We start from the raw sequence: 15,290 nt of genomic DNA, 5'->3' as shown, positions 1-15,290 counted from the left end.
TGCCTGCTCGCGCGCGGGATCGCCGGTGCGACCGGCATACCCTTCGGTCTCATGACGATATTGTTGCTGTATGTGCAGGTCATGCGGCGCGTCATGCAAGACCGCGTCAGGATCACCATCGGCGCGGCCGGAATCGCGCAAGCGTGATCTGATGTGTATCGCCGTGTTGGCAAGAACTTCTGCGCGACCGCACTGCGGTAGAGAATTTCGACTTTTTCCAGCTTGCGGGCCTTGCGACGCATCAACATCGGCATCATTGTTTAGCCGCGTTGCGGAATGACAAGGCGCACCGCCTTTTCTTTTCGTACGTGCACGTCCCACCGATCGATTGAATCCAGATGTACAAGCTCTATTCGATGCAGCGCTCCGGCAACAGCTACAAGGTCCGCCTTGCGCTGGCGCTGCTCAACGCGCCCTATCGCGCGATCGAGATCGACATCCTGCGCGGCGAAAGCCGGACGCCGGAATTTCTCGCGAAGAATCCAAGCGGACAGGTGCCGCTGCTGGAGGTCGCGGAAGGACGCTACCTCGCCGAATCCAACGCCATCCTCTGGTATGTCGCCGGCGGTACTTCGCTTGCGCCGGACACGCGCATCGAGCGCGCCGAGGCGCTGCAGTGGATGTTCTTCGAACAGCACGCGCTGGAGCCTAACATTGGCGCGGCCTATTTCTGGCTGTCGCTGGTCAAGGGCGGCCGCGCCCTGCAAACCCACGCTCTGGAAGACTGGATGGAGCGCGGCTACGCCGCGCTGCAGGTGATGGAAAACCACCTCAAGACTCATCAGTATTTCGCCACCGGCCAGCTGACGGTCGCGGACATCGCGCTCTACGGCTACACCCATGTCGCCGACCGCTGCGATTATGACCTCACGACATTTCCCGCCATCCGCGCCTGGCTGCGGCGGATCGAGCAGACCCCTGGTTTCGTCGGCATGCACTGGCGGCCGGCCAACGAGGTCGACGACCCCGCCGGGATCGCCGCCGAAGCCTGATCTGCTGAAATAGCGGGCATAACCGCCGGATTCGCCGCCGTTTCGCCATTTTCGGGGCAATCGCCGCCGCAATATTGCCTGTGATGGCTGCGAAATTTTCCGTTGTGCGGGTGATTCGCCCGTCGAAGGAACTCGGCCGAAGCAAGCCGGCCAAAGGAACCTCGCCATGAGACGGTCGCCCGGCACAGCAGGCTTTGAAGGCCGTTCTGCGCCCGTAGCTTCGTCCGGATTGAATGACGCCGTCGCGGCCTCGCTCGCGGTTGGCTCGCTGTCGCTCTGCCTGATCGTCACCCTCACGGTATTTTCGATCAAGGTCAGCATGGCGATGCCGATTCCGGCTTAACTCAAAATCATTTTCCCAGATCGTTTGAAATTTTTACGCGACAAGTGCTTCGATTCCGAAGTCCGCACGCAAGCGCGGCCGCTCTGATGCGAGCCTCGGATTTAAAGCGAGCACTGGCAACTTTGCAGTTTCCAGCGCGATGATGCGCACCGCGATCGGGCAACGATGAAAGCACCTGTCGTACTTGTTGCCATAGCGCTGACGGTTGCGATCCTGCTCGCGGCCTCATTCGTGATCGCCACGGGAAGGCGCGGCGAAAATGCGCTCCGGCTGCTCGCCCAAAATCCGGCGAGCCGGATTTTGCATGTCCCGATCGGTGCACGATCGATATCATTTGATTAGAAAAATCAGAAATCACCGTCTGTCCGGCCAACCTTTGCTTAAGGCTGCAACACAAAAAGCCGCCGCGAACCCCACCCTTCGTCACGTTGCCGGCCTTATTCTCGCTGGGAGAACGAGACAGGCATGCGGTTCGACTGGCGCGCAATCTCCGGCCCACTTCTGACGACAGCGACGGCGCTGATCGTCATCTTTGTCGATCGCCATTTTTTCACCGTCCCCAATCCTTCACCGCTGTTTATCTGCATCGTCGCCTTTGCAAGTTCGCTTGGTGGCCTTGCCTCGGGGATCACCAGTGCCGCCATCGCGGTCGCCTCCTCCGCGCTGTTTTTTCTCAACCACCGTGCGACGCCCGGCTACGACTCAGCCGATCTGGTGCGCCTGTCGATGCTGGCAGTGACCGCGGCCGGCACCGCCGGGATTACCGGCCTGCTTCGGAAAAGACTGACGGACGCGTTTGCGTGGGAACGTCGACATCACGACACCGCCGAGCGCCTGTCGGCGGCGCTGGATCAGGTCGACATCGGCATTGTGCTGCTCGACTCCGATACCCGCGCGGAATTCATCAACCGTGCCTTCCGCGACTATTTCGCGCTTCCGGACGCGAAAGCCGACAGCAAGCCGCCGTTCATCGCCCTGATGTATCATGGCCGCGACACCGGCGCCTTTGAGATGCCGGAAGATGAGTTGAGTATCTTCATCGCACAACGCACGAAGATGATGCGCGCCGGCGATTCAACGCCGATCAACATCAAGCTCAAGGACGGGAAGGTGCTGCGTTTCAGTTGCACGGCGTTGCCCGATGGCGGGAGAATGTTGAGCTACACGCCGGTGACCGACCTCGTCCGTTATACCGACGATCCCAACAGCGTCGAATATTACCAGTCGCTGCGCGGCGGCGGCGATCGCGGCCTTACGCGGCACTTGCGCGCCGCGGAATAAAGACCTCGCCCTGGCGAATGCCGAATGCGGTTGATCCTCCGCCACGCTGGCTTTAATAAAACGGATATCACTGGCGCGCGGCTTCGGTGACGCCTCTTTCATCCTTGCGGAAATCGCGAATGACCAGCGAACTTTCCATCCGTTTCGTGACCCGGCAGGATTATGACCAATGGCTTCCGCTGTGGGACGGATACAACGCGTTCTACGGACGATCGGGAGCGACCGCGCTCTCCGCTGAAGTTACAGCAATGACGTGGTCGCGTTTCTTCGATGCCTACGAGCCGGTGCATGCGCTGGTGGCGGAACGCGACGGAGAATTGCTCGGCCTGACGCATTATCTGTTTCACCGCAGCACCATTTCCATCGCGCCAAATTGCTATCTGCAGGACTTGTTCACGAGCGAGGCCGCGCGCGGAAAAGGCGTCGGCAGAGCACTGATCGATGGCGTCTACAATCAGGCGAGGCGTGCGGGATCGCCACGCGTCTACTGGCTGACGCATCAGACAAATCACACCGCAATGCAGCTCTACGACAAGGTGGCCGAACATTCCGGATTTGTGGTCTATCGCAAGCAGTTCTGACGCCATTGGAACGCCGAGGTAACTCAGGCTCAGATCTGTCCGCGGGGTCGAATGCCGGCCCGCCTGTGGATAACTTTGGCTGTCACTGCTACGTAATAATACGGGGTTAGGTTGCGCCTGCGTTTGATCAGGCCCCCCGTCAAGATCACGCGCCCCAAGCGGCCCCCGTCAGTCGCCGCGTCTGACCGGGGCCGCATTTTTTTGATCCCGTATTTTGATCCTGTTTTGACTTGAGAGCCTGCCCGATTGGCGCCGATGCCGGTCTGAATTGCACGGGCGACAATGCCGCTCGGCTTGCGGCCGCAGGACGCGCGGGCCACAATATGCGGCAACAGGCACCATCTCACAGGATATATCCATGCAAATTCGCAATCTCGGCGGCTCCGGCCTGCGTGTCTCCGCGGTCGGTCTCGGCTGCAACAATTTCGGCCAGCGCACCGATCTCGAAACCTCGCGCAAGGTGATCCACAAGGCGATCGACCTCGGCGTGACGCTGTTCGATACCGCCGACATCTATGCGGGCATGGGCGGCTCGGAGACCGTGCTGGGCCAAGTGCTCGGCGACCGGCGCAAGGACATCGTGCTGGCGACCAAATATTCCAAGCCGATGAGCACCGATGGCACCAAGCAGGGCGCGTCGCGGCGCTACATCATGTCTGCGGTCGAGGCCAGCCTGACGCGGCTGAAGACCGACTATATCGATCTCTATCAGCAGCACGATTACGACCCGCTGACGCCGATCGAGGAAACCTTGCGGGCGCTGGACGATCTGGTGCGGCAGGGCAAGGTCCGCTACATCGGCAATTCGAATTTTCCGGCATGGCGCATTGCCGAGGCTGAACTCGTCGCGCGCCAGATGAACGTCAACCGGTTCGTGTCGTGCCAGGACGAATATAGCCTGGTGGTGCGCGACATCGAAAAGGACCTGCTGCCTGCAGCAAAAGAATATAATCTCGGCCTGCTGCCGTTCTTTCCTCTCGCCAGTGGTCTCCTGACTGGAAAATACAAGCGCGGCGCCGATGTGCCGGCGGATACACGCTTTGCCAAGCTGCCCGCGTTGCGTGATCGCTACGTCACGCCGCGTAACGAAGACATCGTCGAAAAGCTGCAGGCCTTTGCAAAGGCGCGCGGCCGGACCATGCTGGAACTCGCCTTCTCCTGGCTGGCGTCGCGACCGCAGGTATCGAGCGTCATCGCCGGCGCAACGCGCGTCGAGCAGATCGAGCAGAACGTCAAGGCGATCGATTGGGCGCTGAGCGCGGAGGATATCGCCGAGATCGACAAGATCACAAAGGGGTAAATTGGTTCGGTTGATGACAAACCAGTCGGCAAACACGGACTCTCGCCGCATCGTCTGTTCCGGCTGCGGAACGGAATTTACCTGCAGCCCGGCAGGGCCGTGCTGGTGCGCTGACGAATCTTTCCGTCTGCCGATGCCGGTTGATGGCGGAGACTGCCTGTGCCGGGATTGCCTGCAGCAAGCGGCGGCGCAGGCAGCGAGCACCGCGGCAACGTGACCGCCGATTGGGACATCAGGGCGATCCTGCTCGATATGGACGGAACGCTGCTCGATACCGAGAAGGTTTACTTCGAGAGCGTGATCACGGCTCTGAAGGCGTGCGGATATACCGACGACATCGTGACGCTCTGTCACGCGATGGTCGGCATTCCCGGACCGGAGTGCGAGGCCATGCTCCGAGATCGCTACGGTGAAGATTTTCCGCTCGCCGAGCTTAACCGGGCCTTCGTCGCCAAGCGGGATGAAATACTGAAAGCAGGCCTGCCGTTGAAGAGCGGCGCCGTGGACCTGCTCGACGCCTTGCAGGGGACCGGCCATCCCCTGGCGATTGTTACTTCCTCGTCGCGGCGCACCGCCGACGAGCATCTGACGCTTGCCGGAATTCGAACGCGTTTCGAAGCCGTCGTGACCCGCGACGACGTCGCGCGCGGCAAGCCAAGTCCCGATTTGTATCTTCTGGCCGCCAGCCGGTTTGGCGTGCAGCCGGAATTCTGTCTGGCCATCGAGGATTCAAATCCCGGCGTGGCGTCCGCCCACGGTGCCGGCGCCATCACGATCATGGTGCCCGATATCGTGCCGCCAACCGACGAGTCGCGTGCGAAATGCGCGGCTGTATTGCCCGACCTTGGCGCCGTGCTGGAAATGTTGCGGGAAAGAGATCTGCTTAAACGCCGGCCCAACAATTTCCGGCCGACCCGTAAAGCGGCTCGCCATTTGCCAGCCTGAGGCTATACCGGATAACCTGGCGATTTCCGCGCCATGCCGTCGAACGCATCGAGCAGCCTTTCGCGCCACGCATAGACCGGATCGGCCCCGTCGAGCAATTTGAACGGGCTGATCGCGCGCGCCCACTGGAAGCCGCCGAACACGATGTAGTCGGCGTAGTTCGGCTTAGCGCCGCCGAGATAGCTTTGCGTCTTCAACGTCAGCCGCATAGGGTCGAGCGCGCGGCGAAAGCTCTCGACAGCCTTGTCGCGTCCGGCCACGACTTCTTCCAGCGGCTTGCCGAAGCGGGCTTCACGGGACTTGCGGAAATAAGCCGCATCCTCCGGCTTCAAGTGGCCCGGAATGTCGGCGACGATCAGCGGAAACATGCCGCCGATCACAGTGACGTCGCCCCACCAGTTCAGCATCCGGCCGATGGCGCGGCCGCCCTCGCCGCCGAACAAGGACGGCCGGTCCGGGATAGGTGTCTTCGAGATAATTGGCGATCGCCCAGGAGTCGGCGACCGAGGTCTCGCCGTCGAGCAGTACCGGCACCTTTTCGGATTTGTGCGGGGCGATCGCGTGCTTCTCGGTGAAGCACCATGGGATCGATTCCGCCGACAGCCCCTTGCGCGCCAGCGCCATCCGCGTGCGCCAGCAAAACGGGCTGAACGGCCGCGTGGAGTCAGTGCCGACCAGTTCGAAAAGTTTCAGGGCCATACCGACATACTGCTCGAACATCTGCGACTAGACAAGAACCCGTCATTGCGAGGAGCGCAAGCGACGAAGCAATCCAGCCTTCCTTGTCGCCATCTGGATTGCTTCGAGGAGCCTGTCATCGGGCGCGCGTTCGCGCGACCCGTTGGCTCGCAATGACAGGTTTAATTATCCGTCTACGCCAGCGCCTTGCCTCGCGCTATCTCACCACCGCCGCGGTCTGTCCGAACAACAGCTTGCGCTCTTCCTCGGTGCGGATCGTCGGCTGGCCGAAATTGGGATTGACCTCCTTGGCCTTGGCGTAAGCGCGTTCCGTTGCCGGGCGGGCGCGGATGGTTTCGAACCAGCGCTTGAGGTGCGGGAAGTCGTCGATGTTCTGGCCGTGGTTCTTGTGCGGCACGATCCAGGGATAGCTCGCCATGTCGGCGATCGAGTAATCGCCGGCGATGAATTCGCGATCGGCCAGGCGCTTGTTGAGCACGCCGTAAAGCCGGTTGGTCTCGTTCACGTAGCGATCGATCGCGTATTTGATTTTTTCCTGGACGTAGTTGCTGAAGTGATTGTTCTGCCCGGCCATCGGCCCGAGCCCGCCCATCTGCCAGAACGTCCACTGGATCGCGTCGTAACGGCCGTAGATATCGGCAGGCAGGAACTTGCCGGTCTTCTCCGCCAGGTACAGCAGCATCGCGCCGGATTCGAAGATCGAGATCGGCTTGCCGCCGCCCTTCGGCTCGTGATCAACCATCGCCGGAATGCGGTTGTTCGGCGCGATCGCCAGAAACTCCGGCTTGAATTGATCGCCTTTGGCGATGTTGATCGGGAACACGTTGTACGTCAGCCCGGTCTCTTCAAGAAACATCGTGATCTTGTGGCCGTTCGGCGTGGACCAGTAATAAAGATCGATCATGGCGCGTTCCTGTTCCTGCTATAGCGTGCTGTTCACGCAAATTGGATGCGATTGCATGAAGTTCACCGCATCGGAAACGCGAAGTCAATGGCGCGCCGTTGGCGTCTCGGCGAATTGATCTGCACCCAGGACCTCAGAAAGCGCGGGCGATCCGCGCGATCAACCGGCACGGCCGTGCTGGCGCAGGATTCTTTCGCCGTCTTCGGTGACAATCACGACCAGCCCGAAACCCGCAATGGCCTCACGCGCGACATAGCCGCGATCGACCGCATCCTCCCAGATCGTCAACCGCGGGCACGAGGTTCGCCAGGTCGCGATCACTTCGGAATAGAGTCTTGGCTCGCGCGCGATCCATTCGACAAAATCGAGCACCAAAGGGTCCGCCGCATCGACCATCAGCTTTCTCCGTTGTCGGGGGCAAGTTTGTCAGGGCAAACGCATCGAAACCGCTTGCCATCCTTGCCTTGCTTGTTTCATCCGCACAAACCGAGTTATCTTGGCCTGGCACCAGTTTTTCTGAGGGTAGTGGAGTGGATTTGGCATTCGCTCCCCACCCGACCGCAGACTCACAAGCGAATGTCAAATCCAAAACTCCACTACAAACCTATATTTGCTGGTGGTCCTTTGATTCTAACATTCGCAAAGGCGCCCGCCGAAACGGGATGCGAATGTTAGAATCAAAGGACCACTAGTATGCGACGGCTGCTGTTTCTCAACGGCATCAAGGCGTTCGAGGCTGCGGCGCGGAGCGGAAGCTTCGCCGGCGCTGGCCTCGAGCTCAACGTGACGGCGGCGGCGATCAGCCGGATGGTGCATCTGCTGGAGCAGCGGCTTGGCGTCGCCTTGTTCGAACGCAAGGCCAACCGGCTGGCGATGACCCCGGCCGGCCGCGCCTATCAAAGCGGATTGACGCCGATCTTCGACGCGCTCGCCAGCCTGACCGCGCAGGTCTCCGCACCTTCCAGCGTGCGCGTGCTGACCATCGGGGTCGGGCCCACCTTTGCCATGAAATGGCTGATTCCGCGCCTGCTGGATTTTCGCAAAAGCGAGCCCGATATCGACGTACGGATTGCAACGGGCGGCGTGGCGGTGCCGTTCGGCGATGATTGGAACTGCGGCATCAAGCTCGGTGAAGGCGATTGGCCGGGGCTGGTCGCCGAGCCGCTGTTTGCGGCTGATCTGTTGCCGGTGTGCGCGCCGCGGCTGGCGGCACAGCTCAAAAGCCCCGGTGATTTGAAAGGCCCGAGCCTGCTGTGCGTCGCGCATTCGCCGGATGACTGGCCGCGCTGGCTCAAGGCGGCCGGCATCGCGCGGGTGACGGCGCGCGGACCGGAGTTTCAGCATTACGGCCAGGCGTTGCAGGCGGCAGCGGACGGATTAGGCGTGGCGATGGGCATTCGGCCCTATATCGACGACGACCTCGCCGCGGGACGGCTGGTCGCACCGTTCACCTTGTCGGTGCCAAAGGGCATGCGATGGTATCTGGTCTATCGCAGCCTGAATGCCGGACAACGCGATTTCGTCGCCTTCCGGCGCTGGATCATCCGCGCCACAGCCGGCCCTGCTGTCCGCAAGGCGCGTCGATAGTTTCGAATTTCCGAACCTGTTGTTGGGCTGACCCCGCGGCTGGGCAACGGGCCCGAAGATCCCGGTGTCATTTCAAACGCGTCCGGCAAAAAAGCCGCGAGATGTGAACGGCTTCACATTCGCTTTTGCGGAAATGTGGTCGGGTGGAGGTTCCAATTGTTACCGGGGACTCCAAATGACCTGCCTTTATGATGGCTTTGACATCGAATCCTTCGAAGCTGGACGGGATTTGTGGCACGCCAGGATCAGGCGCGCCGATCAGACCCCGCTCGTCATTGACGGTATGCCGTTTCCCGCGCTTGAACTCGGGTTCGCGTGGCCCAGCCCCGATGCGGCGATCGCGGATGCAAGGAGCCACATCGATCATTTCGGGCGGCGATACGCGGCGGCCTGGCAAATGCCGCAGGCCAAATCACGGACCGCTCCTTAAGCGCTGGAAGGTCGCCGCAGTCATGCTGCGAGTCATAACTCACCCGCCGTCGCACTCCGCCACCGCGCGATCCAATTGCCCGGATTGCAACGCCGGGCTTGTGGTCCTGCGCATCATCCCGGGCCGCGCCGGGTCCGAGTATTGGACCATGCGATGCACGAGGTGCGGCGGCATCCATCTGGATATCGTGAAGGCCCCGTCGGCGCCGCATCCGGCCTCGGATTCCGCCGGGCATCGTCCCTGAGGGCCGCGGCCCACGCTACTCCACCGTGACCTTTCTCGGCTCGACGATCTCGAAATCGGCGGGGAAATCGTCGAGCAGGCCGAACAGCTCGCGCAACTTCGGAGGATTGCCCGATATCGAGACATCCCCGCTGGCGACGCTGTCGGCAAACGTCCGCTGCTTCAGCGAGATCGCATCGAAGGCGGCGCGGGTCAGCTTGACGCCGACATCCGCATCGTCGGCCAGCTTGCCGGTCCGGTGCGTCAGCGCCGAATTCTCCAGGTTCATCACATAGGTTTCGTTGCGGTCGGTGAAGGTCCAGTTGATGACGATGTGCTTGCCCTCGGCTTTCGCGGCGTTGAGCCGGACGCCGAGAAAATCGAACGCCATATCGATCGAGACGCCCTTGAGCAGCTCGGCACTCGCGCCCGCCCCTTGCGCCGACGGAACGCCATTGCGCAGTTCGGCCGCGCCGAGCAGATAGGCGTTGCGCCAGGTCGCGGCCTCGCTCTGATAGCCGAGCTGTTCCAGCGCATCGGCGCCGAGTTCGCGCGCTTGCCTGTTGCCGGGATCGGCGAACACCAATTGGCTGGTGACGCTGGCGACCCAGCGATATTGTCCCGCCTTGAAGTCCTCGCGCGCGCGTTTCAGCACCGCGTCGGCGCCGCCCATATATTCGACCTGCTTGCGCGCGGCCTCGGCGCGCGGCAACGGATCGAGATCGGCGGGATTGGCGTCGTACCAGCCGAGATAAAACTGATAGACCGCTTTCGCGTTGTGACGCAGCGTGCCGTAATAGCCGCGCGCCGACCATTCATTGGCGAGACTCGCCGGCAGCTTCAACTGCTCGGCAATCTCCGTCGGCGTCAGGCCGTGATTGAGCAGCCGCACGGTCTGGTCATGCATGAACTTGTAGAGATCGCGCTGTTTTTTCAGGAACGCGACGATCCGCTCATTACCCCACATCGGCCAATGGTGCTGCGCGATCACCGCATCGGTCCTGTTGCCGTAACGCTCGATCGCCTCGTCGATGTAGCGCGACCACAACCGGCCATCGCGGATTTCGGCGCCGCGCAGCGTGTAGAGATTATGCATGTTGTGGGTCGCATCCTCCGCCATGTCCAGCAGCTTGAACTGCGGAAAGTACATGATCATTTCCGACGGTGCTTCCGAGCCCGGCACCAGATGAAACTCGATGTCGACGCCATCGACAGTGCGGGTCTCATAGCTTTGCCTGATCAGATCGTTCGGCGGGATCAGCGAGATCGTGCCCTTTGACAGCGCCTTGCCGAGACCGGTATCGATCTGCGCGCGCTCGCCGACCGGCAGCGGGCTGCCGAACTGATATTGCGCGCGGCGGGTCATCGCGTTGCCGGCGATGATGTTCTCCGCAACCGCATGCTCCATGAATCCATCGGGCGCGATCACCTTGACCTTGCCGGATGCCGCATCCTGTTCCGAGATCACGCCCTTGGCGCCGCCGAAATGATCGGCGTGGCTATGGCTGTAGATCACGGCGACGACCGGCTTTACGGGACGGTTCTTCAGATAAAGATCGAGCGCGGCCTTCGCAGTCTCGTTCGACAGCAGGGGATCGATCAGGATCAGGCCGGTGTCGCCCTCGATGATCGTCATGTTGGAGATGTCGAGGCCGCGCACCTGATAGACGCGCTCGGTCACCTCAAACAGGCCGTCGATCGCATTGAGCTGCGCCTGACGCCACAGGCTCGGATTGACCGTCGCCGGAACCGTGTCTGTCTGCAGGAACGCATACGCCCTGGTGTCGAAGGCCGGCTTCGGTCCCGGGCCCGCAATAATGCCATCCGGCAGCGTCGCGATGAATCCTCGCTTGGCGTCGTCGAAATCCGCACGATCGGCAAACGGCAGCGATCTGGCAAACGCATCGTTGACCGCGTGGGTCGCAGGCTCGGCGTCTTTCGATTGTGCTGACACCTGCTGACAATTGAGCGCGCAGGCGCCGAGCACGGCCGACAGGATCAGTGTCTTGCGAAGACCATTCATCGGCGTTTTCCTCTCGGGTTTTTGCCCTTTTATGTCGGCCTGACTCGTCCCATATTCTCGCCATGGCGAAGAACCCAGACAATCCCAAAAAGCCCGGCAAAACCCCGAAATCGAAGGCCCACCGCCCCGAGGTGCAGCCGATCGATCCTGCGCTGGCGGAACTGCTCAACCCCGCCATCAACCGCGGCGAAAGCGGCATCGGCTCGTCCACAGGCTTGCAGCCGCCGCCGGATAATTCCTGGGACCGCCGCGCCGGCGGCGAGGCCGCTGCGCATCGCGCGCGGGCCTCGACAAAGGGAACGAGTAGTGATGTCGCAAGGCGCGATGCATCGGACAACACGTCACGGGGCCTGCCCCCACCCAACCCTCCCCCGCAAGCGGGAGAGGGCTCCAGGCGGCTGACGCCGGGTGCTGCGGGGAGAAATTTTTCCGAGGACGCGCAGCCTGCGTCCCCTCTCCCGCTTGCGGGGGAGGGGCAGGGAGGGGGAGCTTCCACGCAGCAAGGCTTCGACGAAGCGCCGCAGGCCAATTACGGCACCGCGGCGACGATTCCGGCGCTCGATCCGGAACTGGCAAAGCAACTCGGTTTTACTACCGAGGAAGAAGACGCTGCCGCACTGGCGCGGCCGCCGCGCAACAAGATGGAGGCGCTCGGCGTCGCCGCCACCGCGGATGCGCTGGATGCGCTGATCCGCGATGGCCGTCCCGAATTCAAGGGCGAAGACGGCCAGGTGAAAGTCTGGACGCCGCACCGGCCGCCGCGCCCGGAAAAATCCGAAGGCGGCGTGCGTTTCGAGATCAAGTCGGAATATCAGCCGAAGGGCGACCAGCCGACCGCGATCGCCGAACTGGTCGAAGGCATCAATCGCAACGACCGCACCCAGGTGCTGCTCGGCGTCACCGGCTCGGGCAAGACCTACACCATGGCCAAGGTGATCGAGGCCACCCAGCGGCCCGCCATTATTTTGGCGCCGAACAAGACGCTGGCGGCGCAGCTCTATGGCGAGTTCAAGAGCTTCTTCCCCGACAACGCGGTCGAGTATTTTGTCAGTTATTACGACTACTACCAGCCCGAGGCCTATGTGCCACGGACGGACACCTACATCGAGAAAGACTCCTCCATCAACGAGCAGATCGACCGCATGCGCCACTCGGCGACGCGCGCGCTGCTCGAGCGCGACGACGTCATCATCGTCGCCTCCGTGTCCTGCATCTACGGTATCGGCTCGGTCGAAACCTATACCGCGATGACGTTCGCGCTGAAGAAGGGCGAGCGCATCGACCAGCGGCAATTGATCGCCGATCTGGTGGCGCTGCAATACAAGCGGACCCAGGCCGATTTCACCCGCGGTACGTTTCGCGTTCGCGGCGACGTCATCGACATTTTCCCGGCGCACTATGAAGACCGGGCCTGGCGCGTGAATCTGTTCGGCGACACCGTGGAGAATATCGAGGAGTTCGATCCGCTCACCGGCCACAAGCAGGACGAACTCGAATTCATCAAGATCTACGCCAATTCGCACTATGTGACGCCGCGGCCGACGCTGGTGCAGGCGATCAAGTCGATCAAATCGGAACTGAAGATGCGGCTGGATCAGTTGCACGATCAGGGCCGGCTCCTGGAGGCGCAGCGGCTGGAGCAGCGCACCACCTTCGATCTCGAAATGATGGAAGCCACCGGCTCTTGCGCCGGCATCGAGAACTATTCGCGCTATCTGACCGGACGCCGGCCCGGCGAGCCGCCGCCGACGCTGTTCGAATATGTGCCCGACAATGCGCTGGTGTTCGCCGACGAGAGCCACGTCACGGTGCCGCAGATCGGCGGCATGTTCCGTGGTGACTTCCGCCGCAAGGCGACGCTGGCCGAATACGGTTTTCGATTGCCCTCCTGCATGGACAACCGGCCGCTGCGGTTTGAAGAATGGGACATGATGCGCCCGCAATCGGTCGCGGTGTCGGCGACCCCATCGGCCTGGGAGCTCAATGAAAGTGGCGGCGTGTTCGTCGAGCAGGTCATCCGCCCCACCGGACTGATCGATCCGCCCGTCAACATCCGCCCTGCCCGCACCCAGGTCGACGATCTCGTCGGCGAAGTCCGCGCCACCGCGCAGGCCGGCTATCGCAGCCTGATCACGGTGCTGACAAAGCGGATGGCGGAAGACCTCACCGAATATCTGCACGAGCAGGGCATTCGCGTGCGCTACATGCACTCGGATATCGACACCATCGAGCGCATCGAGATCATCCGCGACCTCAGGCTCGGCGCGTTCGACGCGCTGGTCGGAATCAATTTGTTGCGCGAGGGCCTCGACATTCCCGAATGCGCGCTGGTCGCGATCCTCGACGCCGACAAGGAAGGATTCCTGCGCAGCGAGACCTCGCTGATCCAGACTATCGGCCGCGCCGCGCGCAATGTCGACGGCAAGGTGATCCTCTATGCCGACCAGATGACGGGGTCGATGGAGCGCGCAATCGCCGAGACCAACCGCCGCCGCGAGAAGCAGGTCGAATACAACACCGCCAACAACATCACGCCGGAGAGCGTGAAGAAATCGATCGGCGATATCCTCAACTCCGCCTACGAGCGCGACCATGTGCTGGTCGAGATCGGCGACGGCGGCATGGCTGACGACGTCATCAGCATCGGGCATAATTTCGAGGCGGTTCTTGCCGATCTGGAAACGCGAATGCGCGAGGCCGCGGCCGATTTGAATTTCGAGGAAGCCGCCCGCCTGCGCGACGAAGTGAAGCGCCTGCGCGCGACGGAATTGGCCGTGGTCGATGATCCCACCGCCAAACAGCGCGTGGTGCAGGGCAAGGCCGGCGCCTATGCCGGCACCAAGAAATACGGCGATGCCGCCAACCTGCCGCGACAGTCATCGAAGCGCGGCGGCAACAACACCGCGCGCACCGGCAGCGCCACCTCCAAAGTCCACAAACCCCATCTCGACGAAATGCACGGCCCGGAGTCGCTGCCTTACCGTGAAAATCCCACCCTGCCCGCAAAGCCGTTCGGCGGAAGCAGCCGGATCATCCAGCCGACCGACTCCCGCCAATCCGGGCCCGAATTCGGCCCCTCCCCACGCTCCACCGGCGGCGCGCCGGGACATAGGGGTGGCTGGAAAAAGCGGTAGAAAACTACTCCCCAATACACTTTATCGCGAGGCGGGCACTGGCGCGCCATTCTACTTTCAGTATACCTTGGGTCATTTCCAAGGATTGCTAATGAAGTGGCTATTCCTTCCGACCAACTTATTTTGGATTGTTGGTCACATCGTAATGCTCGCCGCGGGAATATTTTTCACCGCGATTGCGGACCAATCAGCACACAAGGATGTGTTGCTGGGGATCGGCGGATCATTGATCGCGGCCGGCATCGCAGGCGAAATCCTCTTTCTTTACGTCGCAGCCTCGCAGCAGACGAAAGACAAGCTCGATTTAATTTCCGTCGCCGGCCTACAGCGGATTTTCCGAACTCGTTCGGTTAGCATAAGAGATGAGTATCACTCCCGCCTTCTCAACGCGAAGGAAGTTGACATTCTCGGTTTTGGCTTGTCGAGCTTTCGCGAGGATTATGGAACTAAGTTTGCAGAACTGTCACTGAAAACCTCATTCAGAATACTATTGCTTGACCCGGAATTTCCTTCCTCGGCTAGCAGCGTTGCAACTATTCGAGATCGTGAAGAAGGAAACAACGATGGAGATATCAAAAGGGATGTTGATGCATTCGAGAGTGCAGTTCGGCGAGCAACCTCTTTAGTAAAAGCTAACTTTCTTGTAAGACGTCTCACGGCTCTACCGTCGATAAACATCTTCCGGGTTGACGATGAGATTTTCTGGGGTCCGTATTTGATATCGGACCAAAGCCGAAACATGCCGACTCTGCTAGTTCGACGAGGCGGTTTTCTTTACGACCAAATCAAAGACCACTTCGAACATCTTTGGACAAACAATCAATTTAGCAAACCAATTTCCGATTAGAT

The 15,290-nt window shown here is 61.3% G+C and carries 14 protein-coding genes and 1 pseudogene; 11 read left to right on the top strand and 4 right to left on the bottom strand.

Annotated features, from left to right (window positions below):
• The first annotated feature begins 338 nt into the window (after positions 1-338).
• The 7 genes from BLV09_RS31475 to BLV09_RS31450 all read left to right on the top strand — a co-directional run bounded on the left by BLV09_RS31475 (position 339) and on the right by BLV09_RS31450 (position 5,442).
• Positions 339-992 (top strand): glutathione S-transferase family protein, encoded by a 654-nt coding sequence (locus tag BLV09_RS31475; protein WP_100386113.1) that lies wholly within the window; start codon positions 339-341, stop codon positions 990-992.
• Positions 993-1,158: 166 nt separating this feature from the next.
• Entirely contained in the window at positions 1,159-1,335 is a 177-nt protein-coding gene (locus BLV09_RS37555; RefSeq protein ID WP_167558939.1) for a hypothetical protein, read from the top strand.
• A 165-nt stretch (positions 1,336-1,500) separates the two neighbouring features.
• On the top strand, positions 1,501-1,677 hold the full coding sequence (locus tag BLV09_RS37550; RefSeq protein ID WP_157810221.1) for a hypothetical protein: 177 nt from the start codon (positions 1,501-1,503) through the stop codon (positions 1,675-1,677).
• Between the two features lie 123 nt (positions 1,678-1,800).
• Positions 1,801-2,616 carry a PAS-domain containing protein gene (locus BLV09_RS31470; RefSeq protein WP_100386112.1) on the top strand — a complete coding sequence of 272 codons (816 nt, stop codon included), beginning with the start codon at positions 1,801-1,803 and terminating at the stop codon, positions 2,614-2,616.
• A 119-nt stretch (positions 2,617-2,735) separates the two neighbouring features.
• Positions 2,736-3,197, top strand: coding sequence for a GNAT family N-acetyltransferase (locus BLV09_RS31465; RefSeq protein WP_146690172.1), 462 nt, complete (start codon positions 2,736-2,738; stop codon positions 3,195-3,197).
• 358 nt (positions 3,198-3,555) lie between these two features.
• Positions 3,556-4,497: an aldo/keto reductase gene (locus BLV09_RS31460; protein WP_100386110.1), complete on the top strand. Its 942-nt coding sequence runs from the start codon at positions 3,556-3,558 to the stop codon at positions 4,495-4,497.
• 213 nt (positions 4,498-4,710) lie between these two features.
• Positions 4,711-5,442, top strand: coding sequence for an HAD family hydrolase (locus tag BLV09_RS31450; RefSeq protein WP_146690170.1), 732 nt, complete (start codon positions 4,711-4,713; stop codon positions 5,440-5,442).
• Positions 5,443-5,444: 2 nt separating this feature from the next.
• Here the strand turns inward: BLV09_RS31450 and BLV09_RS31445 are convergent.
• The 3 genes and pseudogenes from BLV09_RS31445 to BLV09_RS31435 all read right to left on the bottom strand — a co-directional run bounded on the left by BLV09_RS31445 (position 5,445) and on the right by BLV09_RS31435 (position 7,441).
• Positions 5,445-6,141, bottom strand: a pseudogene (locus BLV09_RS31445) (glutathione S-transferase family protein).
• A 196-nt stretch (positions 6,142-6,337) separates the two neighbouring features.
• A complete protein-coding gene (locus tag BLV09_RS31440) occupies positions 6,338-7,045 on the bottom strand; it encodes a glutathione binding-like protein (protein ID WP_146690169.1) in 708 nt (235 codons plus the stop codon).
• Between the two features lie 159 nt (positions 7,046-7,204).
• On the bottom strand, positions 7,205-7,441 hold the full coding sequence (locus BLV09_RS31435; RefSeq protein ID WP_146690168.1) for a hypothetical protein: 237 nt from the start codon (positions 7,439-7,441) through the stop codon (positions 7,205-7,207).
• Positions 7,442-7,738: 297 nt separating this feature from the next.
• Here BLV09_RS31435 and BLV09_RS31430 point away from each other — a divergent pair, with 297 nt between their 5' ends.
• Positions 7,739-8,632 (top strand): LysR substrate-binding domain-containing protein, encoded by an 894-nt coding sequence (locus BLV09_RS31430; protein WP_146690167.1) that lies wholly within the window; start codon positions 7,739-7,741, stop codon positions 8,630-8,632.
• Positions 8,633-8,807: 175 nt separating this feature from the next.
• Positions 8,808-9,062, top strand: a complete 255-nt coding sequence (locus BLV09_RS31425; protein WP_100386104.1) for a hypothetical protein — start codon at positions 8,808-8,810, stop codon at positions 9,060-9,062.
• A gap of 259 nt (positions 9,063-9,321) precedes the next feature.
• On the opposite strand, the gene BLV09_RS31415 is transcribed toward BLV09_RS31425, so the two are convergent.
• A complete protein-coding gene (locus tag BLV09_RS31415; RefSeq protein ID WP_146690165.1) occupies positions 9,322-11,307 on the bottom strand; it encodes an alkyl/aryl-sulfatase in 1,986 nt (661 codons plus the stop codon).
• Between the two features lie 62 nt (positions 11,308-11,369).
• On the opposite strand from BLV09_RS31415, the gene uvrB reads away from it, so the two are divergent.
• Both uvrB and BLV09_RS31405 read left to right on the top strand, forming a co-directional pair.
• On the top strand, positions 11,370-14,441 hold the full coding sequence (gene uvrB, locus BLV09_RS31410; RefSeq protein WP_146690164.1) for an excinuclease ABC subunit UvrB: 3,072 nt from the start codon (positions 11,370-11,372) through the stop codon (positions 14,439-14,441).
• Entirely contained in the window at positions 14,422-15,288 is an 867-nt protein-coding gene (locus tag BLV09_RS31405) for a hypothetical protein (protein WP_146690163.1), read from the top strand. The genes uvrB and BLV09_RS31405 overlap by 20 nt, the downstream gene beginning before the upstream one ends.
• Positions 15,289-15,290 lie beyond the last annotated feature (2 nt).

The sequence above is a fragment of the Bradyrhizobium canariense genome, from assembly GCF_900105125.1.
In the GTDB taxonomy this organism is placed as follows: Bacteria; Pseudomonadota; Alphaproteobacteria; order Rhizobiales; family Xanthobacteraceae; genus Bradyrhizobium; species Bradyrhizobium canariense_A.
Note: the sequence above shows the minus strand (reverse complement) of the source record. Positions and strands in the feature narration are given on the sequence as shown.

Coding starts and splice junctions, on each gene's coding strand:
- BLV09_RS31475 (WP_100386113.1), top strand. CDS start 339: ATGTACAAGCTCTATTCGATGCAGCGCTCCGGCAACAGCTACAAGGTC.
- BLV09_RS37555 (WP_167558939.1), top strand. CDS start 1,159: ATGAGACGGTCGCCCGGCACAGCAGGCTTTGAAGGCCGTTCTGCGCCC.
- BLV09_RS37550 (WP_157810221.1), top strand. CDS start 1,501: ATGAAAGCACCTGTCGTACTTGTTGCCATAGCGCTGACGGTTGCGATC.
- BLV09_RS31470 (WP_100386112.1), top strand. CDS start 1,801: ATGCGGTTCGACTGGCGCGCAATCTCCGGCCCACTTCTGACGACAGCG.
- BLV09_RS31465 (WP_146690172.1), top strand. CDS start 2,736: ATGACCAGCGAACTTTCCATCCGTTTCGTGACCCGGCAGGATTATGAC.
- BLV09_RS31460 (WP_100386110.1), top strand. CDS start 3,556: ATGCAAATTCGCAATCTCGGCGGCTCCGGCCTGCGTGTCTCCGCGGTC.
- BLV09_RS31440 (WP_146690169.1), bottom strand. CDS start 7,045: ATGATCGATCTTTATTACTGGTCCACGCCGAACGGCCACAAGATCACG.
- BLV09_RS31435 (WP_146690168.1), bottom strand. CDS start 7,441: ATGGTCGATGCGGCGGACCCTTTGGTGCTCGATTTTGTCGAATGGATC.
- BLV09_RS31430 (WP_146690167.1), top strand. CDS start 7,739: ATGCGACGGCTGCTGTTTCTCAACGGCATCAAGGCGTTCGAGGCTGCG.
- BLV09_RS31425 (WP_100386104.1), top strand. CDS start 8,808: ATGACCTGCCTTTATGATGGCTTTGACATCGAATCCTTCGAAGCTGGA.
- BLV09_RS31415 (WP_146690165.1), bottom strand. CDS start 11,307: ATGAATGGTCTTCGCAAGACACTGATCCTGTCGGCCGTGCTCGGCGCC.
- uvrB (WP_146690164.1), top strand. CDS start 11,370: ATGGCGAAGAACCCAGACAATCCCAAAAAGCCCGGCAAAACCCCGAAA.